We start from the raw sequence: 23,346 nt of genomic DNA, 5'->3' as shown, positions 1-23,346 counted from the left end.
TCGGTTCCGGGATCTAGATTGCAATGAAAACAACAAACCGGATGACGGTAGTGTCGCTGACGGCTCTCATGACGTTCGCCACACATGCGCAGCAGGCCCCCACGCCTGCTGACCGTGCTGCCGCCGCGCGCGCAAACGCGGAACAGGATCGGCAGGCGCAGCAGCAACGCGACGCGCAGCAGCGTGACGCGGCGGTGCGTGCCCCTTCCGTGCGGTCTGAAGTGCCGCACGCCGGAACGTACCCGCAGTTGCCGAGCGAACAGCCGTGTTTTCGTATCGACCGCTTCGCGCTCGACGTCCCGGATTCGCTGCCCGATGCCGCGAAGTCGGCCGGCGCCTCAGCGCTGCCGATGGATCGCTTTGCGCTCGCGCGCGAATGGCTCGCTCACTACGCGGGCCAGTGTGTCGGTAAGCAAGGTGTCGATACGATCGTTAAAGGCTTGTCTCGGGAAATCTTGGCACGCGGTTACATCACGACGCGCGTATTGCTGCCGGAACAAGACTTGAAGACCGGCACGCTGAAGCTCGCACTGATTCCGGGCGTGATTCGACACGTGCGCTTCGCCGACGAACAATTACGCGGCACGTGGAAAACAGCGTTCCCGACCAGCGACGGTGAACTATTGAACCTGCGCGACCTCGAACAAGGCCTCGAACAGATGAAGCGCGTGACGAGCCAGGACGTGTCGATGCAGATCGTGCCGGCCGACGTGCCGGGGGAGAGCGATGTCGTCCTCGACGTGAAGCGCGGTAAGCCGTGGACGGTCGTCGCCTCGATCGACAATTCGGGCACACGCGCGACGGGCAGACTCCAGGGCAATCTGTCAATTGGAATCGACAACCCGCTTGGCCTGAACGACGTGTTTAACGTCGGCGTGAGTCAAGACCTTGAATTTGGCGACAAGCGCCTTGGGTCACACGGCTGGAACGGGTTCTATTCGATTCCTTGGGGCTACTGGACCGCCACGATTGCGGCGTACACGAACACCTACTATCAACAGATTGCTGGTGTGAACCAGACGTTTGTTGCAAGCGGCAATTCAAAGACGCTGGATTTCAAACTGGCGCGCGTGCTGCTGCGCAGTCAGAACGACGTGTTTGGTGGGTACGTCCGCCTGTCGCGCCGCTTTGGCGAAAGCTTCATTGAAGACACAGAAATCACGCAGCAGCGGCGCAACAACACGGTTATCGAACTTGGCCTGACCGATCGTCACTACTTCGACGGGGCTCAGTTCGATGGCACGCTCGCCTATCGTCAGGGCGTTGGCGGTCTCGGCGCGAGGGACGACATCCTCGCGGCGGGCGGCGGCCCAACCTACCGCTACCGAATGGCGGTGTTGGATGCGAACTTGTCGGTGCCGTTCGCGATCGCCAAACAGCCGTTCCGCTACGTGACGAGCATCCGTGGCCAGTACACGGGTAACACGCTGTACTACATCGATGACTTGACCATTGGCAGTCGCTACACGGTGCGTGGTTTCGATGGTGAAACGATGTTGGCGGCGGCGCGTGGCATCTATTGGCGCAACGAACTCCAAATGCCGATTGGGCAAACCGGACAAGCGATTTATGCCGGACTGGATTACGGCCGTGTATGGGGACCGCAGCCGGTTGTGTTGATCGGCACGCAGTTGGCTGGTGCAGTGATTGGCGTGAAGGGTAGCGTTGCGACGCGGTTTGGTGGATACGGTTACGACTTATTTGCCGGCACACCGGTCTACAAGCCATCTGGATTTCCGACTGCACGTGTGAACTTTGGCTTTCAGGTGACAGCGCAGTTTTGAGCGATGGCGGGATGCGAGACAGGGCGCAGGCTAAACGGAAGGCATGCTCAAGGGAGCGGAGTGTAGGCGAATACGCGCCAAACCGAAGGTCGTGTAAAGCAGCGGACACACGGTGGTAGCTTACTTAATTAGATGATCACGTATAAATCAATGATTCGAGGCGTAGTTCTCGGAGCCTATCCGAACCTTTGTGTGTGAGGCATAAACTGATGGCCAAGGAGCCACTTTATGCCACGCAAACGCAAGGAAGAAGTGCCGATTGAGCCGGGCAAGGGCTTGAACCTGGACCCGGAACTGATCAAGCAACTGGTGCCCGGAACGCTGGATCGGGCCACGATCAACGAGCAGCTCGCGGCGCTCAAGAAGGCGATCTTCGAGCGCGCGCTGGGCGGCGAACTGACCCACCACCTTGGCTACGAGAAGGGTGAAGCCAAACCGGGCGGCCGCACGAACCATCGCAACGGCACCAGCCGCAAGCGCGTTGCAACCGACGACGACTTGCTCGACGTCGAGATTCCGCTTGAACGCGAAGGGACGTTCGACCCGGTGCTAATTGCCAAGGGCGAACGACGCTTTACCGGCTTCGACGACAAGATCATCGCGATGTATGCACGCGGCATGAGCGTGCGGGAGATTCAGGGCTTCCTGCTGGAGATGTACGGCATCGAGGTATCGCCGGACTTCATCAGTACCGTCACTGACGCGGTGATCGACGAAGTGCGCGAGTGGCAACAGCGACCGCTCGAGCCGATGTACCCGGTCGTGTTCTTCGACGCCTTGCGCGTCAAGATCCGCGACGAAGGCGTGGTGCGCAACAAGGCGATCTACCTGGCGCTGGGCGTGCGCCGCGACGGCACGCGTGACGTGCTGGGCCTCTGGATCGAGCAGACCGAGGGCGCCAAGTTCTGGCTGCGGGTGGTGAATGACCTGAAGCTGCGCGGCGTGCAGGACATCCTGATTGCCGTGGTCGACGGCCTGAAGGGTTTCCTGGAAGCGATCAATACGGTGTTCCCGGAAACGACGGTCCAGACCTGCATCGTGCATCTGATCCGGAACCCGCTGGACTTCGCGAGCTGGAAAGATCGGAAATCGGTCGCAGCAGCGCTCAAGGAGGTCTATCGGGCACCGTCGGCCGAAGCGGCCGCCGTGGCGCTGGATGCGTTCGACACGAGCCCGTGGGGTACGAAATACCCACCGATTGCCGCCCTCTGGCGCCGGGCCTGGGATCAGGTGATTCCGTTCTACGTGTTTGCGCCTGACATCCGGAAAATTGTATATACGACCAACGCGATCGAGTCGCTGCACATGCAGCTTCGGAAGATCATCAAGGCGCGCGGCCACTTCCCGTCGGACGAAGCCGCGCTCAAATTGATCTGGCTGGCGCTGCGCAACGTCGTGGCCAAGTGGACCGGTTCCCGGCACGATGGGAAAAGTGCAATGACCCAGTTTGCGCTGCTTTACCCGGAACGATTCAACATCGGAGTCTGAATCTCAACCCGCCTCACACACGAAATTCCGGATACCTCCACCGAATAAAGAAAAAGGGGTTACACGCTTGTGGCATGTAACCCCTTGATTCCTTTGGTCGGAGCGAAAGGATTCGAACCTTCGACCCTCTGATCCCAAATCAGATGCGCTACCAGGCTGCGCTACGCTCCGACGAGCCAGAGATTCTATCGTTGAACGGTCGCCCCGGTCAATCCCCATATGCGGGTAAATGACGCGGCGGCGAACCGTTCGCAATTTGCGACAATTCCTACGGTAGTCGGCGAACCCGGACGCATGGGCGAGGGGCCGCTCACCGAAGCAAGGAGAACATCATGATGAACCTGATCCTGTGGCGCCACGCCGAAGCCGAGGACTACGCGACGAGCGATCTCGCGCGCCAGTTGACCGTCCGGGGCCGCAAGGACGCGCAGGCAATGGCCAAATGGCTGCGCGCCCGCGTCGAGACGAATACCGTGATCCTCGCGAGCCCGGCGGCCCGCACCGTTCAGACCGTCGAGGCACTGACCGACCAGTACCGGACGGTCGACGCGCTCGCACCCGGCGGCAGCGTCGACGACGTGCTCGCGGCGGCCGGCTGGCCGGACGGCATCGCGCCGACGGTCGTGATCGTCGGGCATCAGCCGACGCTCGGCAGCGTCGCCGCGCAGCTGATCGCCGGCGGCGACGACAGCTGGAGCGTCAAGAAGGGCGGAATCGTGTGGCTTGCAAGCCGCACACGCGACGGCAGCCGGCAGGCCGTGCTGCGGGCGGTATTGACGCCCGACCTGGTGTGAAGCCCGTCCTGAAGTGCTTTGCAGGGAATCATCATACGGTTCTGCAAGCTTTCTGCTAAAGTCAATTCGGCGACACGTCATTGAAAGGACACGGTCGTGCCACATAACGGTCACGGCCGATTACTACATTGGCGGGCATGTCGCCTTATTCCTTACGACCAGGAAAGCCTAATGCGAGAACTGCCGACGCCTACGCTCCCTTTTGCCTCGCTTCCCCTCGACACGTCGCGGCGCCACCTGCCGCGCGCTGCTGAAACCGTCACATCGGAGTATCGCCTGCGCGCCGCGTGGGCGCGTACGGAAGACGAACTGCGCGAGGCCCAGCGCCTGCGTTACAGCGTGTTCGCCGAAGAAATGGGCGCGCAGGTCAGCGGCCCCTCCGGTCTCGACGTCGATCCGTTCGATGCGTACTGCGATCACCTGCTGGTTCGCGATCTCGACACGCTGAAGGTCGTCGGCACGTACCGCGTGCTGCCGCCGCATCAGGCCGCGCGTGTCGGCCGTCTGTACGCCGAAGGCGAATTCGACCTGTCGCGCCTCACGCACCTGCGCGGCAAGATGGTCGAAGTCGGCCGCTCGTGCGTGCACAGCGACTACCGCAGCGGCGCCGTCATCATGGCGCTGTGGGGCGGCCTGGGCGCGTACATGATGCAAAACGGCTACGAGACGATGCTCGGCTGCGCGAGCGTGTCGATGGCCGACGGCGGCCACTATGCGGCGAACCTGTACCAGTCGCTGTCCGCGGGCTCGCTGACGGCGCCCGAGTATCGCGCGTTCCCGCACACGGCCCTGCCGGTCGATGAGTTGCAGACGGGCACCGTCGTGGCGCCGCCGCCGCTGATCAAGGGTTACCTGCGTCTCGGCGCGAAGATCTGCGGCGCACCGGCCTGGGATCCCGACTTCAACTGCGCGGATTTCCTGACGCTGTTCCGCCTGTCCGACATCAACGCGCGCTACGCCCGTCACTTCCTGGGCTGAGCCGGTCCGAACTGCGTCGCGCCGCCGGGCGCGCGCAAGCGAACGCCGTCGCATGGCATCGGCCGCGCGACGGCGTTTGTTCGTCTGATCGACGTGTATGAACCGGGCCCTGTTAATTTCGGCGATACGCAACCACCTGCGTGCCGCGGGACGGCACGTTCGCGACCGGCCCCGGGGGGGCGGCCGGACGGCAGCGGCGCGCTTAGTGCTTGCGCCGCCAGTCGAGCAGGTGGTGTTCGGCCATCCAGTGATGAATCATCCCTTCGCCTTCATGTCTGCGCTTGTATTCGCGCGACTCGAAGTACGACAGGGCGGCGAGCACCATCAGGCCCACGCACAGGCCAATCAGGCCGGCAATTTCTTCAGACGACATGGCAGCCTCCTTTCCTCGGCTTAGTGCCATGCGTACATAGTAGGACATGCGCGGGCCGACTCCGAAACGGGAATTCCGCTAGACTCGGCCCGGTCCCGGCGCGCGATGGGCGTGCCGATTTCCGGAGCCATACCCGATGACCCGTTTCATGCTGGCCGTGCTGGCCGCATCGTTCCTCGCCGGCTGTACCAGCGATCCGCATCAGGCTCGTCGCGGCCATCCGCCGGAAGATCCGGCCGACTATCATGGCGTGCCGACCGACATGACGCCGCCGTCGATGCTCGACGCGCCGTCGCCGAAGCCCACGCAATAAGGCCGGTTCGGCCGGCCGTCAGGCGCGGGCCGCGGATGCGTCGGCGCCGATGTGCCGCAACAGCCCCGGCAGGTAGCGCGCGAGCGTCGCGCCGCGCGCGGCCATGAACAGCAGCAGCGCGAACCAGAGGCCGTGATTGCCGTACGTGCCGACGGCGGCGAGCGTGGCCACGACGAAGATCGCGAGCGACGCGACCATCGCGCGCATCAGCGATTGCGTCTGCGTCGCACCGATGAAGACACCGTCGAGCAGGAAACCCCAGACCGACACGATCGGCGAAATCGCGGCCCATGGCAGGTAGCGCAGCGCCACTTCGCGGATCTCGGTCTGGTCGGTCAGGCGCGCGACGATCCAGCCGCCGGCGGCCCAGTACACGAGCGCGAACAGCAGCGCGCCGAGCGCCGACCAGAGCAGCGTGACGCGTACGGCCTGCCGGAAGGCGCGGCGGTCGCGCGCGCCGGCCGCCGCGCCGACGAGCGCTTCGGCCGCATGCGCGAAGCCGTCGAGGCCGTACGCCATGAACGTCTGGAAATTCAGCAGCAGCGCGTTTGCCGCGAGCGTCGCATCGCCCTGTTCTGCACCGAGGTGCGCGAACCAGCCGAAGGCGCCGAGCAGGCACAGCGTGCGCAGGAAGATGTCGCGGTTGAGGGCGATCAGCCGCCGGAGCGCCACGCGGTCGGCGAGCGCGCGTACCGCGATCGGCGCAAGGCCGCGCGGCCGCAGCCGCCACAGCATCCACGCGCCGAGCGCGAAACCGCATGCATCCGCGGTGGCGGTCGCGGCGCCGATGCCGGCAATGCCCCAGCCGAAGCCGTACACGTAGAGCAATACGGCGCCGATGTTCACCGCATTGATGAACACCTGCGCGACGAGCGCGAGCCGCACGCGCTGCATGCCGAGCAGGTAGCCGAGCACGACGTAGTTCGCGAGCGCGAACGGGGCGCTCCAGATGCGCGCGTGGCTGTAGGCAAGCGCCGTCGCACGGACGGCATCGCTGCCGCCGAGCGCGGACAGCGCAAATGACAGCAGCGGCACCTGCAGCGCGAGCACCGCGGCGCCGAGCGCGAATGCGACGATCAACGCGCGCAGCAGGTTCAGGCGGATCCCGGCGGCGTCGCCGGCACCGTGTGCCTGCGCGACGAGGCCGGTCGTTCCCATCCGCAGGAAACCGAATCCCCAGAACACGAAATTGAAGAACAGCCCGCCGAGCGCGACGCCGCCGAGGTACTGCGCGCCGTCGAGGTGGCCGGCGACGGCCGTGTCGACCGCGCCGAGGATCGGCTGGGTCAGGTTCGCGAGGACGATCGGGAACGCGAGCGCGAGCACGCGTCGGTGCGTGATGGTGGCCGAGGTGGTCGAGGCGGCCGCGCCCGTGCCGGCCTCGTGCGGTAATGCGGATTCGGACATGACGGACGCGTCAGGCGCGTTCCTGCACGCAGACCCACGGCGATACGACGACCGCCCACAGCTCCGGGTTGCGCGCCGCGTAATCGGCGGCGGTTTCGGCCGGCATGCGCGCGACGAGGCCCGCCGACAGCCAGCACGTGACCTGCTCGGCATCGTCGTCGGCAACCGCTTCCGCGACGCTGACGAGATCGAGGTCGCGCGCGACGGACAGCAGCTTGCCCTGCGCGAAGAAGCGTTCGAGATCGCACCAGTCGATCTTGGCGGTTTCGCCGAGGAGTTTGGCGTAGAGCGGGCTGTGCGACGCGCCAGCGCCGGAGTGGTAATCAGAGGACATCGTTTTCTTGGAAAGACTGCTTGGGTGGCGCCACTATAAACCATCCGGCCGGGCGGGCCGCGCGTGGCTGCCGGCTCATGCGTCGCGTAGCGCGCGGCGCACGATCTTGCCGGTTGCGGTCATCGGCAGGCTGTCGACGAACGCGATCGCGCGCGGATACTCGTGCGCGGCGAGGCGCGTGCGCACGTGCGCCTGCAGCGCCTGCACGAGCGCGTCGTCGCCGGTGTAGCCGGGGTTCAGCACGACGAACGCCTTGACGATCTCGGTGCGCGTCGCGTCGGGCACGCCGACGACGGCCGCCATCCGGACCGCCGGATGCGTGAGCAGGCAATCCTCGATCGGGCCGGGGCCGATCCGGTAGCCGGCGCTCGTGATCACGTCGTCGTCGCGGCCGACGAAGCGCACGAAGCCATCGGCGTCGATCGTGCCCGTATCGCCGGTGAGCAGGTAGTCGCCCGCGAACTTGTCGCGCGTCGCAGCGGCGTTGCGCCAGTATTCGAGGAACATCACCGGGTCGGGGCGGCGCACCGCGATGCGCCCTTCGACGCCGGGCGGCAGCGGCGTGCCGTGCGCATCGACGATCGCGACCGCATGGCCGGGCACGGCCTTGCCGATCGCACCGGGCTGCGCATCGAACAGCGCCGCGCACGACGACAGCACCATGTTGCACTCGGTTTGCCCGTAGAACTCGTTGATCGTTACGCCGAGCGCGTCGCGCCCCCAGGCCGTCAGCTCGGTGCCGAGCGACTCGCCGCCGCTCGCGACCGATTTCAGCGACAGCGCGTAGCGTTCGCGCGGCGCCGGGACGGTGCGCATCAGCTTCAGCGCGGTGGGCGGCAGGAACGCGTGGGTGACGCCGTGCCGGGCCATCAGCGCGAACGCCGCGTCGCCGTCGAATTTCTCGAAGCGGCGGGCGAGCACGGGTACGCCGTGATGCCAGGACGGCAGCAGCACGTCGAGCAGGCCGCCGATCCATGCCCAGTCGGCGGGCGTCCAGAACAGGCGTGCGTCGCGCGGGAAGCACTGCTGCGACATCTCGACGCCCGGCAGGTGGCCCAGCAGCACGCGATGCGCGTGCAGCGCACCTTTGGGTTTGCCCGTCGTGCCGGACGTATAGATGATGACCGCCGGATCGTCCGCGGCCGTATCGGCCGGCGTGAAGTCGGGCGTTTCGGCGGCGAGTGCCGCGTCGTAGCGCAGCACGCCCGGCTGATCGGGCGCATCGTCGCCGATGCAGTAGACGGTATGCAGCGACGGCAACTGCGCGCGCAGCGGTGCGATTTTCGCGTAGCCGGCCGCGTCGGTGACGAGCGCGGCGGCCTCGCTGTTCGCGAGCCGGTATTCGAGCGCATCGACGCCGAACAACGTGAAGAGCGGCACCGCGATGGCGCCGAGCTTGTATGCGGCGAGGTGCGCAACGGCCGTTTCGGGGCCCTGCGCGAGAAAGATGCCGATCCGGTCGCCGCGTTGCAGACCGGCACGCACGAAGCTGTTCGCGAGCCGGTTAGAAGCATTCCTCAGGTCGTCGAACGTGATGCGGGAAACGTCGCCTTGCGCCGTTTCGTGGATCAGCGCGAGGCGCCCGCTGCCGTCGGCCCATTTGTCGCAGACGTCCACGCCGATGTTGTAGCGCGCCGGAACGCCCCATCGGAAGCGGGAGAGCAGGTCGTCGTAGCGGTCGGCGGCGGGCAGCATCGCGTGGTCTCCTCGGGGCGAATGGCGTCGCGGACGGACGACTTACATCAGGGTTTCACGCAGACGAATCCACAATGGCGCCTGATGGTAGGGAATCTTCTGACTCGTCCGAAAGCGGCGCCTCGATGCACGATTCCACAATGACGCATAAGATCACGAAAAACAGTGTGTGACCATGGATTTGCTTCTGATAGCTGCGGGGTTCAGCCTGATCGGAATCGGCGTACTGGTGGCGTTTGCCCGTCACGTCGATCCGTTGTCCGGCCGGTTCACCGGACGTCTGCGCAAGCGCTGACATCACCTTCCCGATTTCCACCGCGACGGCACGCGATGCGCGCCGGCATCGCGTGTCGTCCATCGGGCGCTCAGCGCGCCGGCAGGTAGCGTGACGGGTCGATCGACCGGCCGCCGTAGCGCAACTCGAAATGCAGCGCGACGCGGTCGCTGTCGCTGTTGCCCATCTCGGCGATCGACTGCCCTTGCGTCACCGACTGGCCTTCCTTCACCAGCAGCGCGCGGTTGTGCGCGTAGGCGGTCAGGTAGTCGGCGTTGTGCTTGAGGATGATCAGGTTGCCGTAGCCGCGCAGCCCGTTACCCGCATAGACCACCACACCGGGCGCCGCCGCGACCACCGGCGTGCCCGGCGCGTTTGCGATGTCGATGCCCTTCGATTTCGAGCCGTCGAACGTGCGGACCACGTTGCCGGCTGCCGGCCAGATCAGCGCGATGCTCGTGGCCGGTTTGACGGCCGATTCGACCGGTGCGGAAGGCGCGGGGCGGGCGCGGCCGGCGCTGCCGGTACCGGTGGTCGACGGCGTCGATGCGGTGGTCGTGCCGGGCGGCGGCGCGACACGCAGCACCTGGCCGACTTCGATCGCATCGGGGTTCGTCATCTGGTTCCAGCGCACGATGTTCGATACCGACGTGCGGTTGTCGCGCGCGATCTTGTACAGCGTATCGCCACGCTCGACGCGATAGAACCCGGGGCCGACAGGCGCGGAGCCGCACGCGACGAGCAGGGCGGCGCAGGCGGCTGCGAAGAGTCGCTTCGTTGTTGTTCCGAACATTGAACCTCGCAAAACCCTGCCGCTCGTGACGCGACAGGCAACACAAAACGTCCGATTTTAACGGGTTCGACCCGCGCTAGGCAGTTTGGACCGCTGCCGGGGCCGCCGCGCGCCGGTCCGGCGTGCGGCGAATCGGCGTCCCGTCCGGTGTTTCAGCCGGCGAGCGGCAGCACGCGAATCCGCAGCGTGGCCGTTTCGGTCGCGCCCGGCGCGAGCATGCGCAGCCCGAGGCCGTTGTGGATCGCATCCGGCAGGCCGAGCCACGGCTCGACGCAATAGAAGTCCGAATCCGGCTTTTCGGTCCAGGTGGTGACCGCGTACCACGGGATCGAACCCGGCACGTCGAGCGCGATTTCGATCGTGCGGCGGCGGCCCGGCATCACGATGCGCACCGGCGTGGCCGGCACGCCGTCGAGGCAGTGGAAGCGATCGAGGATGTCCGGGTCGTCGAGGCGATAACGGGCTTCGCCCGGCTCGGGCGTACTGATCGAGCCGTCCGCCTGCTGCGCGCAACGGTGCGTCGGCGGCAGTTCGAGCGTGGTTTCGGCGCGTTCGCCGTGCGGCAGCGCGAAATAGAAATGGTGGCCGGCGTAGTACGGCAGCGGCGTGTCGCTGCGATTGGTCGTCGTCAGCGCGACTTCGAGCGTGTGCGAGTCGGCCAGCCGGTAGGTCGTTTCGAACCGGAAATCGAACGGGTAGCTCGCCCGCAGCGCGTCGGTCGCGTCGAGCGTCATCGACAATGCGGCGCCATCGGCCGACGGTTGTGCGGCGAACGGCAGGTCGCGCGCGAAGCCGTGCATCGGCAGGTCGCGCACCACGCCGGCGGCGTCGCGCCAGCGGCCGAGTTCGCCGTCGACGCGATGACGGCCGAGGAACGGGAACAGCAGCGGATTGCCGCCGCGCACGCGCGCGAGGTTGCTCCAGTCGGCCGTGTCCGGCCAGAAGATCACCGGTTCGCCGTCGACATGCCATGACAGCAGGCGGCCGCCGAATTGCGGAGCGACCCGGACGAGCGACGGGCCGGCGTGAAGTTCGTGAATGTCGTGTTGCTGGAAGGTCGGCATGGCGAATCGGGTTGGGCGGGTGGACGGATACGGCGCGCTCCATTATCGGGCCGCGGCGGCTCGGGGAAAACCCTTCTCGGGAAATCGCGAGTTTTTAAGACCGCCAACGCTCGGGATAATGCCTCTAAACCGGTGAGGTTGCCGGGTCATGACACTTCGTGGAGGGGGCCATGGATCTGGCAATGGCAATGGGACTCGCACTGTTCGGCATGTTTACCGGCAGCACGGTATTATTTTTCTATCAGCTCGGCCGCTGACGGCAATTCCTGCCGACATCGAAAGGCCCGCCATGCAAATGGCGGGCTTTTTGCTTTCTGAGTGCTTACAAATTGCAAGCGTTTGTGTGCAACGCCGCAATATCCGGCCAAATGCCTTGGCGCGGTAATCCGGGCTCGGCATAATCGGGGCGCGTTTTTTCGGACGCGCCTCGCGTCGTCCGCTTCTCTTCCCGCTTAATCTTCATTAAAAGGACCGACGCGTGAGCCTCTGGTTTCTGGTATTCCTGAGCGTCCTGCAGGGCGTTACCGAACTCTTTCCGGTCAGCAGCCTTGGCCATACGCTGCTCGTGCCGGCGCTGTTCGGCATGCACATCGACAAGCACGCCCCGCAACTGCTTCCGTTCCTCGTTGCGCTGCACCTCGGCACCGCGCTGGCGCTGCTGTGGTATTTCCGCGCGCGCTGGATCGCGCTGATCGGCGGCTTCTTCGCACAGCTCGGCGGCCGCAAGAACGACGATGGGCACCTGATGTGGGCGCTCATCATCGGTACGATTCCGACCGGCATCGTCGGGCTGCTCCTCGAGAAGCGCATCGAGCGCGTGTTCCACGACCTGCGGATCGTCGCGATCGCGTTGATCGTGAACGGCGTGCTGCTGTGGCTCGGCGATCGCATCCAGCGTAGCCGCGCGCATCAGGCGCCCGAGAAGATGACGTTCAAGCAGGCGTTCTTCGTAGGTCTCGCACAGATCGGCGCGCTGATTCCGGGCTTCTCGCGCAGCGGGCTGACGATGATCGCCGGCAATGCGGCGGGGCTGACGGCGGAGAAGGCCGCGGAATTCTCGTTCCTGCTCGGTACGCCGATCATCTTCGCGGCGGGCGTGCTCGAACTGCCGAAGCTGTTCCATGCGCGCGACCAGCTCGCCGATGCGCTGCTCGGCGGCGTGCTGACGGCCGTCGCCGCGTACCTGAGCGTGCGGTTTCTGATGCGTTATTTCGAAGGGCGCGGCCGGCTGGCTTCGTTCGGCGTGTATTGCGTGATCGCGGGTGTGTTCTGCCTGGGCTGGTTCATGCTTCATCCGCAGCCGGTTTGACGCTGCTGCGGCCGGCCTTGCGTGATGTTTCGCGATGATCGGGTATAATTTCGGGCTCGGCTTTCTTGCCGGGCCCGTTTTGTTTCGTTTCGGGGTTTCGCGTTCGGTGGTTGTGACGTCCGAGTGAAGCCCGGTGGCAAAGGTGGCCCGTGCCGGCCGTGTCTTTTCTCCCCGACCGCCCTTAGCTCAGTTGGATAGAGCAACGGCCTTCTAAGCCGTAGGTCACACGTTCGAATCGTGTAGGGCGGGCCAGTGAAATCAATAGGCTAGGTTGTTTTTTGCGGCCTGTCTTCAGCCTTCGATAATTCCGTGTAGGTGTCATATAGGCGTTCTCAGTCAACGCAGATTCAAATCAATCTGGGTTGGGTGGCGCGGCGACTGCAAGTGATCGCAGTCAGGACGTGCATCGAGTGGCCAACGTACATGCAATTTGCTTGCCGTATGAAGCGAGTCTGAATGCTGGAACGCATCCGCCATCGATGGCTCGTTCTTTGCAGGCCCGACTACCTGTCAGATCGAGTCCCGGCTAATACAAATCACCCAATTGGGTCGCGCTGCTTGCAGCCATGACCCATCTAGCATTGAAGTGGAACTGGCCATTGGTTAGTTCGTTTCGAGCGAGCGTGTCTTTTGCGCACGCCGATGGGTCTACGTTCAGCATTCGCCTGAACGGGAGTAACACCGCACGCTTATGCTGCGGAAACAACTGGACCTTCGCCGTGCTCGCAAATGCCAGCTTTACGACAGGCCGCTTGAAGCTGCGGCGAGCTTCTATGGATCGTGCAGAGTCGTTCACGTCGCCACAGACCGCCACTCGCGATCGTGTGCCCATCCTGTCGCCAGGATGAACGTGCCCGCGAGATATGGATCGACCATTTTCCCCGTACGTTCCTGTCACAAGCTTCATGTAAATCGTATTGGTTTCGGCAGAAACCGGTGCGGTACTGCGACGCGGCGAGCCCTGAGCCGGTTCCCAACCGCTTATTTGATTGGCGCGTGGAAAGGATGTCAGCAAGGAAATTGCAAAGGAATTTCAGGTATCTTTCGCTGGCAAACGTTTTGTCCTACAGTAGCGGGGCCTCACGCTGGTGAGCCAGTTGGGGACAGAACCTGAGACGATAATAAAGGGATTTCAAATGAGCTTCGCCCCGAATGGCGGTATTCCGGCCGGCTCCGGCGGGAATCTGTTGGGCTCGCTGAGCGCGCTTGGCGGCCTTGCCGGGCCGGTTGCGTCCACGGTGGCAGGCCAGATCGGCCCGCTCGCCGGCCTCGCAAGTCATATCGACACCGTGCAACGCGCTGTCCAGCTTGCGCAGACCGGCTTCTCGCTAATGAACAAAACGCCGGCCGCGATTGTGGACGCGCTCAACAATGCGGCTGGCGGTGTCGCTCGGCTGACTCAGCTAAATCGATACGTGACGATCGAGTCGCCGCTCGGTTCGGACGTGTTGCTGGTCAGCACCGCGATCGTCGATGAACATGTCAATCGATTGCCGGAGATTCACCTTGATTTGCTGTCACACCAGCATGATCTGGCACCCGAACAGTTGATCGGTCAACCGATCAAGATCCGCTTCGACCAGAATGCGCGGCAGTCGACGCTGGAGCGCATCGTCTCGTCAGGCGGGGCCGATAGCATCCGTTACTTCGACGGCTACGTTACGTCGTTCGACCGAGCGGGCAACCCGGGCAAGGTGACGCAATATCAAATGACGGTGGCGCCGTGGTTCTGGTTTCTGACGCGCTCGACCGACTGCCGGATTTTCCAGAACAAGACCGCTCAGGACATCCTCACCGAGATTTTCCAGGATCACGGCTTCACTGATTTCGAGTTCGACATCCGGACCGCGCAAAAGCCGCTCGAATATATCGTGATGTACCAGGAGTCGTATTACAACTTCTGTGCGCGTCTGATGGAGCAGGAAGGCCTGATTTGGACGCACCGCTACGAGAAGGAAAAGCACTTCCTTGTCATCGGCGATACGAATTTCGTTTTCCGCCCGATCGACGGGTTGGCCAATTTGCCGTATGCGGCCACCGCGGCGAGTGAAGACAACGGTATCGACCAGTTGCATGAAGGGCGACGTTTCGGCGTCGGCAAGATCGCCTTTCGCGACTTCAATCACCAGAACCCGTCGTCGCCGCTGATGCTGGCGCAGGCCGAGCCGGAGAACCTCCGCCATGCGGGGCTCGAGACAACGGAGCGTTTCGAACACCAGTCGTTGTTCGACCACGGCGATGATGGCGACCGTTACGCACGCATTGCGATGCAAGCAGAAGAAGCGAGCGCGCATCGGTATACCGGCAGCGGCTACGCATGGCGGATGACGGCTGCAGGCAGCGTGACGGTGACGAACCATCCAGTCATGGCCAACAATCAGGAATACGCCATTCTGCACGTTCGCCACGAGGCCGTGAACGACTACACGGAACACAACGCAAAGCTGCCGTACCGCAATACATTTTCTCTGCTCCCGAAGAAGTTTCCGTATCGTTCGCCCAGAAATACCCCGAAGCCCGTCATCCACGGCACCCAGTCGGCAATTGTGGTCGGCCCCAAGGGCGAAGAAATTCACACGAACGGGAGTGCGGTCAAGGTGCACTTCCTGTGGGACCGCCGCGGCAAGCTGGACGGCTCGGATTCGATGTGGATTCGCGTGTCCCAACCATGGGCGGGCGACGGTTGGGGTGCGGCCGCCATTCCACGGATCAAACAGGAGGTCTTGGTCGCGTTTAATCAGGGGGACCCCGACAATCCGGTCATTGTGGGCCGCGTCTACAACGGCGAGCAGGGCAATCCTTATCACGGCGCCGCAGGGCAGACGATGGGGATCAAGAGCCAGACCCACAAGGGCGCAGGCTCGAACGAATTGCGGTTCTCCGACGTGAACGGCGCGCAAGAAGTCTTTCTGCACGCGCAGAAGGATATGAACACGGTCATCAAGGATTCGGAAACGCATACGGTCGAAGCCGGCGCGCGCACGGTGTCGCTGCTCAAAGGCAGTGAGACGAAGCAGATCGCGCAGGGCGGATTGAAGGAAACCATCGCGCTGACTCGCGACACCACGGCGAACGTGATCAATACGAAGGCCATCGCAAGCAAGGCCGGGCCCGGCATGCAAAGCCATCAGGCGAGCGATGGAATCGAGCATCGTGTCGGGGATGGCGTCGTGACGATGACGCCGGACAGCATCAAGCTGACCTTTGGACCATCAACGATCGTCATCAACGCGAACGGCATCTATCTCGACGGGCCGGTCATCCATCTGAATCGCGGCAGTGCGCAATCCGCGGAACAGGCGCTCGCGCTCGAGTGGGCGGCAGAGCAGGCGACGATCGCGAAAGGGCTGGCGAGCCCCGACCCGGCGACGCGCGCGGCGGCGGCCAAGCTGGCGAGCTCGCTGAAGGCGCAGCAACTGGCGAAACTCGCGGATCACGTGTATCACCCGAACGATCCGCCGCCGACCGGGTGGAAGATGGCGACCAACGATCCGGAAGCGTTGAAGGCGTTCGGACTCAAGCCGAGCGACTTCGAGAAAAGCGGTAGCAACTTCGGGTCGCAGATGTATATCCCGGATCCGAATGTCTTCGGCGACAGCATGAAGCCGACGGTAGCGTTCAAGGGTACCCAGCAGCTCTTCGGCGAAGACATGAGCAACAACATGGCGCAAGGGCTCGGCGCCGATGCGCCGTATTACCGCAATGCGGTCACGATCGGCAAGAACATCGAGACCACGGGCGCGTCGGCCGGCGTCGATTTCACCGGGCATTCGCTCGGTGGCGGACTGGCGTCCGCTGCAGCCGAGGCCAGCGGCGGTTCGGCCGTGACCTTCAATGCTGCCGGCCTCAATCCGGAGACCGTCGCGCAATACGGCGGGACCGCCCAGGCGGCCAACATCACCGCCTATCGCGTCGACGGCGATATCCTGACCGGCCTGCAGGAAGGCCGCCTCGGACCGATCAGCGACGGTACGGCGGCGCTGATGCCCAAGGCGGTTGGCAGTCCCGTCACGCTCGACGGTGAAAGCGTGACCACGGTCGGCCGTCACCTGATGGGTGACGTGACGAACGGGATTAACCAGCAGGTCGCGAAGGATCAGCTCGACCTCGTTTCCCAACTGAATTCATCTTACTGATGCGATACAAGAAAGCGATAACCGCCGGCGCGATTGCCGCACTCGTTGGAGTGTCCTCGCCGCTCTGGTGGCCCACTCAAGCCCAAGGGACGAACATGACTGGCTTCAAGCGTTACGCACCGGAAGATTTCTTTTCGGGGCAGCAACTCACATTGGCTCAGGCCATTCATGACGGCGATCTCGGCCGGGTTCAGCAGCTCGCGCCGAAGACGGATCTGAATGCGCCGGGCGCGAAGAATACGACGCTGCTCTCGTATGCAGTGCAGGAAATCGTCCCGGTCAAGAACGACGCGTCGAACCCGAGGTACCAGATCATTTCTGTGCTCGTGAAGAACGGCGCAGATCCCAAGGCGCCGGTTGGCAGCAGCGGCGGATCGGTCGTCGATGTCGCATTGCGAGCCGATACGCCCAATCTCCTGCGCGTGTTGTTGAGCAGCGGGCTCGATCCCAACTGGCTATACAACGGCGACACGCCGATGATCTTCGCGGTTGCAGAGAACCGGTTGCTGCCCCAGCTGAAGCTGCTGGTCGAGCACAAGGCGAACGTGAATGCGCGCGATTCGCTCGGAAAGACTGCACTCTTCGAGGCGACGATGATTCAGCAGTGGGACGTCGTCGACTACCTGCTCTCGCACGGTGCGGATCCGAAGATTGCCAGCCAGCTCGGCGTGTCGTACGGGTGGGTGCTGCAGAACGAGTTGAAGAACCATACGGCCGCGGACTCGCCGGCGCGTACCCGTATCGAAGAGATTCGTCGCAAGATCGTCACGGCCGGCGCGCCGTGGCCGCCGCTCGATCCGAAGGCGCAACGCGCCGCGATGCGTGCCCGCGGCGAGAAGGTCGTGACGCCGGCCGGCCAGACGGATTGAACGCACTCGCGACCGTTGAAGTGTCGTGCAACGATTCGGGAAATGATGAACGTTTTTGATTCGACGCCGCGTGTCAGGCGAGAGACGGTCCTCGGCGTATCCGAGGTGCTGTACGTCCTCTCGCTGATGATGCCGGCGATGCATTTCGAAAAAGAAGCGTCGCTCAGCGGGCTGTCGGTTCTCGCCCAGGGCTGGTGGGGACTTTTCATGCTCAATCCAGCATGGCTCGCCAATCCGCTTTACGTTGTTGCGGCCGTCCAGCTTGCCCGGAACCGATATACGCGCGCGAGCCAGTTTTCGGCCGCTGCGCTCGCGTGTGCGCTCTGTTCACTATTCACGACGAAGTGGTACTTCAACGAAGCGGACGCGACGCCGATATCTGGCTACGGCGTCGCGTCTTACGTGTGGCTCGTCGCGCATATCGTATTGCTCGCGGGCAGCTTGCGCTTGCGCCGGGAAAGCACCGTCGCGCTACCGGGAAAATGAGTGTCGGCGTGTGGACGCTGATTTCGACCCATTCCAACAATACACTTCACGAGAGATCTAGCATGACGGATTCCGAAAACCGTATCCGGATTCACGAAGGCAGTATCGTCCTGCCGAACGGTTTCGAGGATCGCACGACCAACCTGTTCGTGCCAGCTGATACGGCTGCGCAGCCGAACCTCAGTGTCGCACGCGACTGGCTCAAGGACGGAGAGACCCTTGCGCCGTATATCGATCGTCAGATCGCGCTGCTCAAATCGAGGTTGCAGGGACACCGGGTGCTTTCGCGTCAGGCCGAACGGCTTGGACCTGAAACCGATGGAATGCCTGGGGAGCGCATCGACGCGGCCTATCGGAACGGCCCCAAAACCGTATTTCAACGGCAAGGTGCATTCATTGTTGCCCCGGGACGCGTGCTGATCTTTACCGCATCGAGCGCGAAGAGCTTCGGCGAAACGCTCGACGCATTGTGGCGCAACTGGCTCGACGGCTACCGTCCGGCAGAACAAGAGTCGGCATAACAACAGCAAAGGACAATCATCGTGTACGAAGCCGCACGAGTCACTGACCCGATCGATCACACCAGCGCGCTTGCGGGCTTTCTGGTCGGCGCCGTGCTGGGCATCGCCCTGATCGCCGCAGTCGCCTTTGCCACATTCACATGCGGATTCGGCGTTGCGTTGCTGGCGGGCATGATGGCCGGTATCGGAGCGCAGGCTCTCCTGTCAATAGGGGAGTCGATCGGGAAGATGTTCAGCTCGCAATCCGGCAACATCGTTACCGGTTCACCGGACGTCTACGTCAACTCCCTGTCGGCGGCCTATGCGACGCTGAGTGGCGTGGCTTGCAGCAAGCACAATCCCATCCCGCTTGTCGCGCAAGGATCGACGAACATTTTCATCAACGGGCGGCCCGCAGCGCGGAAGGACGACAAGATTACCTGCGGCGCGACGATCGCCGATGGCTCTCACGACACGTTCTTTCACGGTGGCACGCAGACTTACCTGCCGGTCGATGACGAGGTGCCGCCGTGGCTGCGGACCGCGACCGACTGGGCGTTTGCGCTGGCGGGGCTGGTCGGTGGGCTTGGCGGACTCTTGAAGGCAGCCGGCGGGCTCTCGCGCGCAGTTCTACCGTGCGCCGCAAAATTCATCGGCGGGTTCGTCCTTGGAGAAGCCTTTGGGCGCTACGTCGCCGGCCCTGCGATCAACAAGGCGATAGGCGGGATGTTTGGCAACCCGGTCGACGTGACGACCGGGCGGAAGATCCTGCAGGCCGAATCAGAAACCGACTTTGTGATCCCGAGCCCGATGCCGGTTTCGGTCGAACGATTTTATTCAAGCAGTATTGACTATGCGGGAACGCTCGGCCGCGGTTGGGTGCTTCCGTGGGAGCGTCGTTTGCATGCGCGTGACGGGCGCCTCTGGTTTACCGACGCGCAAGGACGCGAGAGTGGGTTTCCGCTGCTGAGATCTGGGCAAGCTGCATTCAGCGAAGCCGAGCAGCAATACCTGACCTGTACGCCGGATGGACGTTACATCCTGCATGACATTGGCGAGACGTATTACGACTTCGGCCGATACGAGCCGGACTCCGGCCGCATCGCATGGGTGCGCCGCATCGAGGATCAGGCGGGGCAGTGGTGCCAGTTCGAGCGCGATAGCCGCGGCCGCGTCAGCGAGATTCTGACGTGCGGCGGATTGAACGCCGTGCTCGATTACGAGCAGGAACACGGACGGCTTAGCGCGGTCACGCTCGTTCATGGCAACGAGCGCCGGCTGGCCGTCGCTTACGGATACGATGAGAACGGTCAGCTGGCGTCGGTGACGGATGCAAATGGGGCGGTCGTGCGCCAGTTCGCATATACCAATGGCCTGATGGCGAGTCATGTGAACGCACTGGGTTTCACGTCGAGTTACGTGTGGTCGAGGATAGAAGGGCAGCCGCGGGTTGTCGCGACGCGTACCAGCGAAGGCGAGGACGCAACGCTCGAATACGACATCGAAGGCCGTCAAACTCGCGTTCGGTATGCCGATGGCCGCACCGCGCACTGGCGCTTCGACGCACAGTTTCAGATTGTCGAGTACACCGACTTCGACGGGGGACTCTACCGGATCAAGTACAACGACGCTGGCATGCCGGTGATGCTGATGCTGCCGGGTGAGCGCACGGTCGAGTTCGAGTACGACGACGCAGGCCGGATCGTCGCCGAGACGGATCCGCTCGGTCGCACGACTCGCACTCGCTATGACGGCAACAGCATGCGGCCCGTGGAGATTGTCGGGGCCGACGGCGGCACCTGGCGCGCGGAATACGATCCGCAGGGCCGGCTGCTGTTGAGTCAGGATCCGCTTGGTCGGGAAAATCGCTACGAGTACCCGAAAGGGTTGACCGCGCTGCCGATCGCGCACGTTGACGCGCGTGGCGGTCGCTCGACGCTGGAGTGGAACGGCCTCGGCGAGCTGGTCGGCTACACGGACTGTTCCGGCAAAACCACGCGGACGATTTTCGATGCGTTCGGCCTGCCGCTCGCGCGCGAGAACGCACTGGGGCAACGCATCTCGTATGATCTGCGTCCCACCGGCGAGCCGCGCCAGATTAGGTATCCAGACGGCAGCGCGGAGACATTCGAGCACGATGCGGCAGGATTGATGGTTAGACACGTCGACCGTGGCGGACACGTCCAGCAGTTGCTGCGGAATACTCGCGGGCAGCTAATCGAGACGATCGATCCTGCCGGAAGGCGGCTTTGCTATCGCTACGATGCACAAGGACGGCTTCGCGAGCTCCGACAGGGCCACGCCCACTACACATTCACGTATAGCGCGGGCGGCCGCCTGTTGACCGAGACCCGTCCGGATGGCGTGCAGCGACGGTTTGAGTATGGGGAAGCCGGTGAATTGTTGGCGGTAGACTTTGTTGGTGCGCCGGAGGGCCGTTCGGCGCAAGATCGTCCGATTCGAACCATCCGATTGGAACGTGACCGGATGGGAAATGTGAAGGTGCAACATACGCCGACTGAAGTCACGCGCTTCGAGTACAACAAGGGTGATCAGTTAGTGAGGGTAGAGCGGACGCCGACGTCAGCCGGCATAGCACTTGGGATCTCGCCGGACGTTGTGAGCTTCGAATACGACAAGGCCGGTCGACTGCTTGCCGAGCATGGTGCGAATGGCAGCGTCGAATATGCGCTCGACGCACTCGATAACGTGATGGCGCTCGAGTTGCCGCACAATCAGACGCTACAGATGTTGAGTTACGGCTCTGGGCACGTGCACCAGATCCGCTGCGGCGATCAAGTGGTGAGTGACTTCGAGCGTGACGACTTGCATCGTGAGGTCACGCGTACACAGGGACGGCTGACTCAGCGTTTTGCCTACGACCCGCTTGGCCGAAAAGTCTGGCAGTCCGCTGGCTTCCAACCGGACGCACTCGGTCGAGGACGCGGGCAGTTGTGGCGTAACTACGGCTACGACGCGGCGGGCGAACTGATCGAGACCAGCGACTGCCTGCGTGGCAGCACGCAGTACAGCTACGATCCGGCCGGACAGCTGACACGTCGTGTAAACACCATGGATAGGGAGCTGGAGGAATTCGCTTGGGACGCCGCCGGAAATCTGCTCGACGAAGCGGAGCGGCGAAGTCGTGGGTACGTCGAAGGCAATCGCCTGCGCATGTGGCAGGACCTGCGCTTTGAATACGACGCGTTCGGCAACCTGGCGGCAAAGTTTCGCGGGGCGAACCGGACGCAGCGCTTCACGTATGACGGGCAGGACCGGCTGATTGCGGTCCGAACGCAGGACGTGCGTGGCGTGGTCGAAACTCATTTTGCCTACGATCCGCTCGGTCGGCGCATCGCGAAAACCGATACCACTTTCGATGTGCGCGGCGCGAAGCAACGCACCGAGACGAAATGGTTTGTTTGGGAGGGGTTGCGACTGGCTCAAGAGGTCCGCGAGACTGGTGTGAGCAGCTATGTGTACAGTCCAGACGCACCTTACTCGCCAGTGGCGCGCGTCGACGCGGTAATTGCAGAGGCGCTGGCTGCAACAGCAATCGACACGGCCAAACGTGCCGCGCGGATCTACTACTTCCATACCGATCTCGTGGGAGCGCCGCTCGAAGTGACCGACGAGGCGGGGGAGTTGGCGTGGGCCGGGCAATATGCGGCTTGGGGTAAGGTCGAATCGAGCAGCCGGCAAGTGACGGTCGCGCGCACCGATCAGCCGTTGCGCTATGCTGGGCAATATGCCGACGACAGCACGGGCCTCCACTACAACACGTTCCGATACTATGATCCGGACGTAGGGCGGTTCATCAACCAAGATCCCATCGGATTGTTGGGTGGTGACAATCTGTACGCGTATGCGCCCAATCCAACCGGATGGATTGATCCGTGGGGATGGTGTGTTACACCTACTGTTTCCCGGGGGGCCGCCGGTCAGCCACTTCGTGCAACCGCGACAATCACGGCTGCGGACCTCGGCACCGGAACCGTAACGAATGCGTCGTCTCGAGCGTGGGCGAGATTATTGGGGTATCCAACTGACGATGCCGGCCATATTCTAGGAAAACTTCTCGGCGGGAGTGGTGGAAAGGACGGTGTCTTCCCTCAGTTACCGGGCATCAACCGTGGTTTGTTCAGGGATTTCGAGGGACGGGTCGCAGCGTATGTGAAGAGGGCTGGCTCGGCTGATGTGGACATCCAATTTGTCTACGGTAATGGCGGCACTCGGCCTACACAGATAATCTATGACGTATTCCAGAATGGGCAAAAGATTATGGGCGATATTTTCAATAATTAAAGGTTGAAGATGATGGATGCTAATATTGAACAAGCGCGATCGGCATTGCGATCATTCATGTTGGAAATGAATAAATGGGAAAAGGATTTTTACAAGAAAAAGCGTAGTGCGCTGGAAAGTGGTGGCGATGTTTCTGAAATTGATGATCGTGCACGGAAAGATCTTTCGGCCATTTTGGAGAAATGGGCGTTCCAAGAAAAAACAAACCAAGGTCGTTTGATTGACTTGGGTTGTTCGGATCCTCCGACATACGATCCTGGCACTGACGTCGAAGACAGCGTGGAATCCACTGACGGCGAGGTGGTTTTCACCATTCGCCAGACATTGGGAATGTTGACGCTATCCCGATTCACGATGAAGGAAAAGGCGGGTAAATGGATGGTGAAGAAAAAAGAATTTCTTAATTTTAAGGATAAATGGCAGCGTTCAGTTCTCTAACAACGT

General features: G+C 62.9%; 19 protein-coding genes and 2 tRNA genes. 13 read left to right on the top strand and 8 right to left on the bottom strand.

Annotated elements, in window-relative coordinates; genetic code table 11:
• Nucleotides 1–41: 41 nt before the first annotated feature.
• Nucleotides 42–1,784, top strand: a complete 1,743-nt coding sequence (locus HWX08_RS24315; protein WP_425128475.1) for a ShlB/FhaC/HecB family hemolysin secretion/activation protein — start codon at nucleotides 42–44, stop codon at nucleotides 1,782–1,784.
• A 228-nt stretch (nucleotides 1,785–2,012) separates the two neighbouring features.
• Entirely contained in the window at nucleotides 2,013–3,272 is a 1,260-nt protein-coding gene (locus tag HWX08_RS24310; protein WP_174921323.1) for an IS256 family transposase, read from the top strand.
• 94 nt (nucleotides 3,273–3,366) lie between these two features.
• Here the strand turns inward: HWX08_RS24310 and HWX08_RS24305 are convergent.
• Nucleotides 3,367–3,443: transfer RNA gene (locus HWX08_RS24305), tRNA-Pro, on the bottom strand.
• Between the two features lie 161 nt (nucleotides 3,444–3,604).
• Here HWX08_RS24305 and sixA point away from each other — a divergent pair.
• Both sixA and HWX08_RS24295 read left to right on the top strand, forming a co-directional pair.
• Nucleotides 3,605–4,066 (top strand): phosphohistidine phosphatase SixA, encoded by a 462-nt coding sequence (gene sixA / locus HWX08_RS24300; RefSeq protein ID WP_069256315.1) that lies wholly within the window; start codon nucleotides 3,605–3,607, stop codon nucleotides 4,064–4,066.
• 171 nt (nucleotides 4,067–4,237) lie between these two features.
• Complete coding sequence (locus HWX08_RS24295) at nucleotides 4,238–5,044, top strand: GNAT family N-acetyltransferase (RefSeq protein WP_011351620.1); 807 nt, start codon at nucleotides 4,238–4,240, stop codon at nucleotides 5,042–5,044.
• A 202-nt stretch (nucleotides 5,045–5,246) separates the two neighbouring features.
• Here HWX08_RS24295 and HWX08_RS24290 read toward each other — a convergent pair whose 3' ends face one another.
• Nucleotides 5,247–5,417 carry a hypothetical protein gene (locus tag HWX08_RS24290; protein ID WP_167375364.1) on the bottom strand — a complete coding sequence of 57 codons (171 nt, stop codon included), beginning with the start codon at nucleotides 5,415–5,417 and terminating at the stop codon, nucleotides 5,247–5,249.
• Nucleotides 5,418–5,553: 136 nt separating this feature from the next.
• On the opposite strand from HWX08_RS24290, the gene HWX08_RS24285 reads away from it, so the two are divergent.
• Nucleotides 5,554–5,730, top strand: coding sequence for a hypothetical protein (locus tag HWX08_RS24285; RefSeq protein WP_174921322.1), 177 nt, complete (start codon nucleotides 5,554–5,556; stop codon nucleotides 5,728–5,730).
• A gap of 18 nt (nucleotides 5,731–5,748) precedes the next feature.
• Here HWX08_RS24285 and HWX08_RS24280 read toward each other — a convergent pair whose 3' ends face one another.
• The 6 genes from HWX08_RS24280 to HWX08_RS24255 all read right to left on the bottom strand — a co-directional run bounded on the left by HWX08_RS24280 (nucleotide 5,749) and on the right by HWX08_RS24255 (nucleotide 11,297).
• Nucleotides 5,749–7,137 (bottom strand): MATE family efflux transporter, encoded by a 1,389-nt coding sequence (locus HWX08_RS24280; RefSeq protein WP_174921321.1) that lies wholly within the window; start codon nucleotides 7,135–7,137, stop codon nucleotides 5,749–5,751.
• Nucleotides 7,138–7,147: 10 nt separating this feature from the next.
• Entirely contained in the window at nucleotides 7,148–7,471 is a 324-nt protein-coding gene (locus HWX08_RS24275) for a DUF2288 domain-containing protein (RefSeq protein ID WP_174921320.1), read from the bottom strand.
• Between the two features lie 75 nt (nucleotides 7,472–7,546).
• Complete coding sequence (locus HWX08_RS24270; protein ID WP_174921319.1) at nucleotides 7,547–9,166, bottom strand: acyl-CoA synthetase; 1,620 nt, start codon at nucleotides 9,164–9,166, stop codon at nucleotides 7,547–7,549.
• A gap of 55 nt (nucleotides 9,167–9,221) precedes the next feature.
• Entirely contained in the window at nucleotides 9,222–9,524 is a 303-nt protein-coding gene (locus HWX08_RS24265) for a hypothetical protein (RefSeq protein ID WP_167375358.1), read from the bottom strand.
• A gap of 7 nt (nucleotides 9,525–9,531) precedes the next feature.
• Nucleotides 9,532–10,233: a peptidoglycan DD-metalloendopeptidase family protein gene (locus tag HWX08_RS24260; protein WP_069256319.1), complete on the bottom strand. Its 702-nt coding sequence runs from the start codon at nucleotides 10,231–10,233 to the stop codon at nucleotides 9,532–9,534.
• Between the two features lie 152 nt (nucleotides 10,234–10,385).
• Entirely contained in the window at nucleotides 10,386–11,297 is a 912-nt protein-coding gene (locus HWX08_RS24255) for an aldose epimerase family protein (protein WP_174921318.1), read from the bottom strand.
• Nucleotides 11,298–11,775: 478 nt separating this feature from the next.
• Between HWX08_RS24255 and HWX08_RS24250 the strand changes: the two genes are divergently transcribed.
• From HWX08_RS24250 to HWX08_RS24215, 8 genes are all read left to right on the top strand, one after another.
• The gene (locus HWX08_RS24250) at nucleotides 11,776–12,606 is read left to right on the top strand and encodes an undecaprenyl-diphosphate phosphatase (RefSeq protein WP_069256321.1); all 831 of its coding nucleotides are present in this window, start codon (nucleotides 11,776–11,778) and stop codon (nucleotides 12,604–12,606) included.
• Nucleotides 12,607–12,781: 175 nt separating this feature from the next.
• A tRNA-Arg gene (locus tag HWX08_RS24245) sits at nucleotides 12,782–12,858 on the top strand.
• 884 nt (nucleotides 12,859–13,742) lie between these two features.
• Nucleotides 13,743–16,742: a type VI secretion system Vgr family protein gene (locus tag HWX08_RS24240; protein WP_174921317.1), complete on the top strand. Its 3,000-nt coding sequence runs from the start codon at nucleotides 13,743–13,745 to the stop codon at nucleotides 16,740–16,742.
• Complete coding sequence (locus tag HWX08_RS24235; protein WP_069256323.1) at nucleotides 16,742–17,611, top strand: ankyrin repeat domain-containing protein; 870 nt, start codon at nucleotides 16,742–16,744, stop codon at nucleotides 17,609–17,611. The genes HWX08_RS24240 and HWX08_RS24235 overlap by 1 nt, the downstream gene beginning before the upstream one ends.
• A 42-nt stretch (nucleotides 17,612–17,653) precedes the next feature.
• Complete coding sequence (locus HWX08_RS24230; RefSeq protein WP_174921316.1) at nucleotides 17,654–18,097, top strand: hypothetical protein; 444 nt, start codon at nucleotides 17,654–17,656, stop codon at nucleotides 18,095–18,097.
• A gap of 62 nt (nucleotides 18,098–18,159) precedes the next feature.
• Nucleotides 18,160–18,618 (top strand): DUF1795 domain-containing protein, encoded by a 459-nt coding sequence (locus HWX08_RS24225; protein WP_006482386.1) that lies wholly within the window; start codon nucleotides 18,160–18,162, stop codon nucleotides 18,616–18,618.
• 21 nt (nucleotides 18,619–18,639) lie between these two features.
• The gene (locus HWX08_RS24220; protein ID WP_174921315.1) at nucleotides 18,640–22,902 is read left to right on the top strand and encodes an RHS repeat-associated core domain-containing protein; all 4,263 of its coding nucleotides are present in this window, start codon (nucleotides 18,640–18,642) and stop codon (nucleotides 22,900–22,902) included.
• Nucleotides 22,903–22,914: 12 nt separating this feature from the next.
• Nucleotides 22,915–23,340 carry an NTF2 fold immunity protein gene (locus HWX08_RS24215; protein WP_076605941.1) on the top strand — a complete coding sequence of 142 codons (426 nt, stop codon included), beginning with the start codon at nucleotides 22,915–22,917 and terminating at the stop codon, nucleotides 23,338–23,340.
• Nucleotides 23,341–23,346 lie beyond the last annotated feature (6 nt).

Origin of the sequence: Burkholderia metallica, assembly GCF_902832845.1 — a bacterium.
Classification (GTDB): domain Bacteria; phylum Pseudomonadota; class Gammaproteobacteria; order Burkholderiales; family Burkholderiaceae; genus Burkholderia; species Burkholderia metallica.
The sequence above is the reverse complement of the archived record's forward strand: the minus strand, read 5'-3'. Positions and strand labels throughout refer to the sequence as shown.

Excerpts from the sequence above, each read along its gene's own strand:
- HWX08_RS24275 (WP_174921320.1), bottom strand. The coding sequence starts at position 7,471 with ATGTCCTCTGATTACCACTCCGGCGCTGGCGCGTCGCACAGCCCGCTC.
- HWX08_RS24315 (WP_425128475.1), top strand. The coding sequence starts at position 42 with ATGACGGTAGTGTCGCTGACGGCTCTCATGACGTTCGCCACACATGCG.
- HWX08_RS24225 (WP_006482386.1), top strand. The coding sequence starts at position 18,160 with ATGACGGATTCCGAAAACCGTATCCGGATTCACGAAGGCAGTATCGTC.
- HWX08_RS24295 (WP_011351620.1), top strand. The coding sequence starts at position 4,238 with ATGCGAGAACTGCCGACGCCTACGCTCCCTTTTGCCTCGCTTCCCCTC.
- HWX08_RS24235 (WP_069256323.1), top strand. The coding sequence starts at position 16,742 with ATGCGATACAAGAAAGCGATAACCGCCGGCGCGATTGCCGCACTCGTT.
- HWX08_RS24260 (WP_069256319.1), bottom strand. The coding sequence starts at position 10,233 with ATGTTCGGAACAACAACGAAGCGACTCTTCGCAGCCGCCTGCGCCGCC.
- HWX08_RS24215 (WP_076605941.1), top strand. The coding sequence starts at position 22,915 with ATGGATGCTAATATTGAACAAGCGCGATCGGCATTGCGATCATTCATG.
- HWX08_RS24270 (WP_174921319.1), bottom strand. The coding sequence starts at position 9,166 with ATGCTGCCCGCCGCCGACCGCTACGACGACCTGCTCTCCCGCTTCCGA.
- HWX08_RS24265 (WP_167375358.1), bottom strand. The coding sequence starts at position 9,524 with ATGGACGACACGCGATGCCGGCGCGCATCGCGTGCCGTCGCGGTGGAA.
- HWX08_RS24290 (WP_167375364.1), bottom strand. The coding sequence starts at position 5,417 with ATGTCGTCTGAAGAAATTGCCGGCCTGATTGGCCTGTGCGTGGGCCTG.
- HWX08_RS24240 (WP_174921317.1), top strand. The coding sequence starts at position 13,743 with ATGAGCTTCGCCCCGAATGGCGGTATTCCGGCCGGCTCCGGCGGGAAT.
- HWX08_RS24255 (WP_174921318.1), bottom strand. The coding sequence starts at position 11,297 with ATGCCGACCTTCCAGCAACACGACATTCACGAACTTCACGCCGGCCCG.
- HWX08_RS24285 (WP_174921322.1), top strand. The coding sequence starts at position 5,554 with ATGACCCGTTTCATGCTGGCCGTGCTGGCCGCATCGTTCCTCGCCGGC.
- sixA (WP_069256315.1), top strand. The coding sequence starts at position 3,605 with ATGATGAACCTGATCCTGTGGCGCCACGCCGAAGCCGAGGACTACGCG.
- HWX08_RS24280 (WP_174921321.1), bottom strand. The coding sequence starts at position 7,137 with ATGTCCGAATCCGCATTACCGCACGAGGCCGGCACGGGCGCGGCCGCC.
- HWX08_RS24230 (WP_174921316.1), top strand. The coding sequence starts at position 17,654 with ATGATGAACGTTTTTGATTCGACGCCGCGTGTCAGGCGAGAGACGGTC.
- HWX08_RS24310 (WP_174921323.1), top strand. The coding sequence starts at position 2,013 with ATGCCACGCAAACGCAAGGAAGAAGTGCCGATTGAGCCGGGCAAGGGC.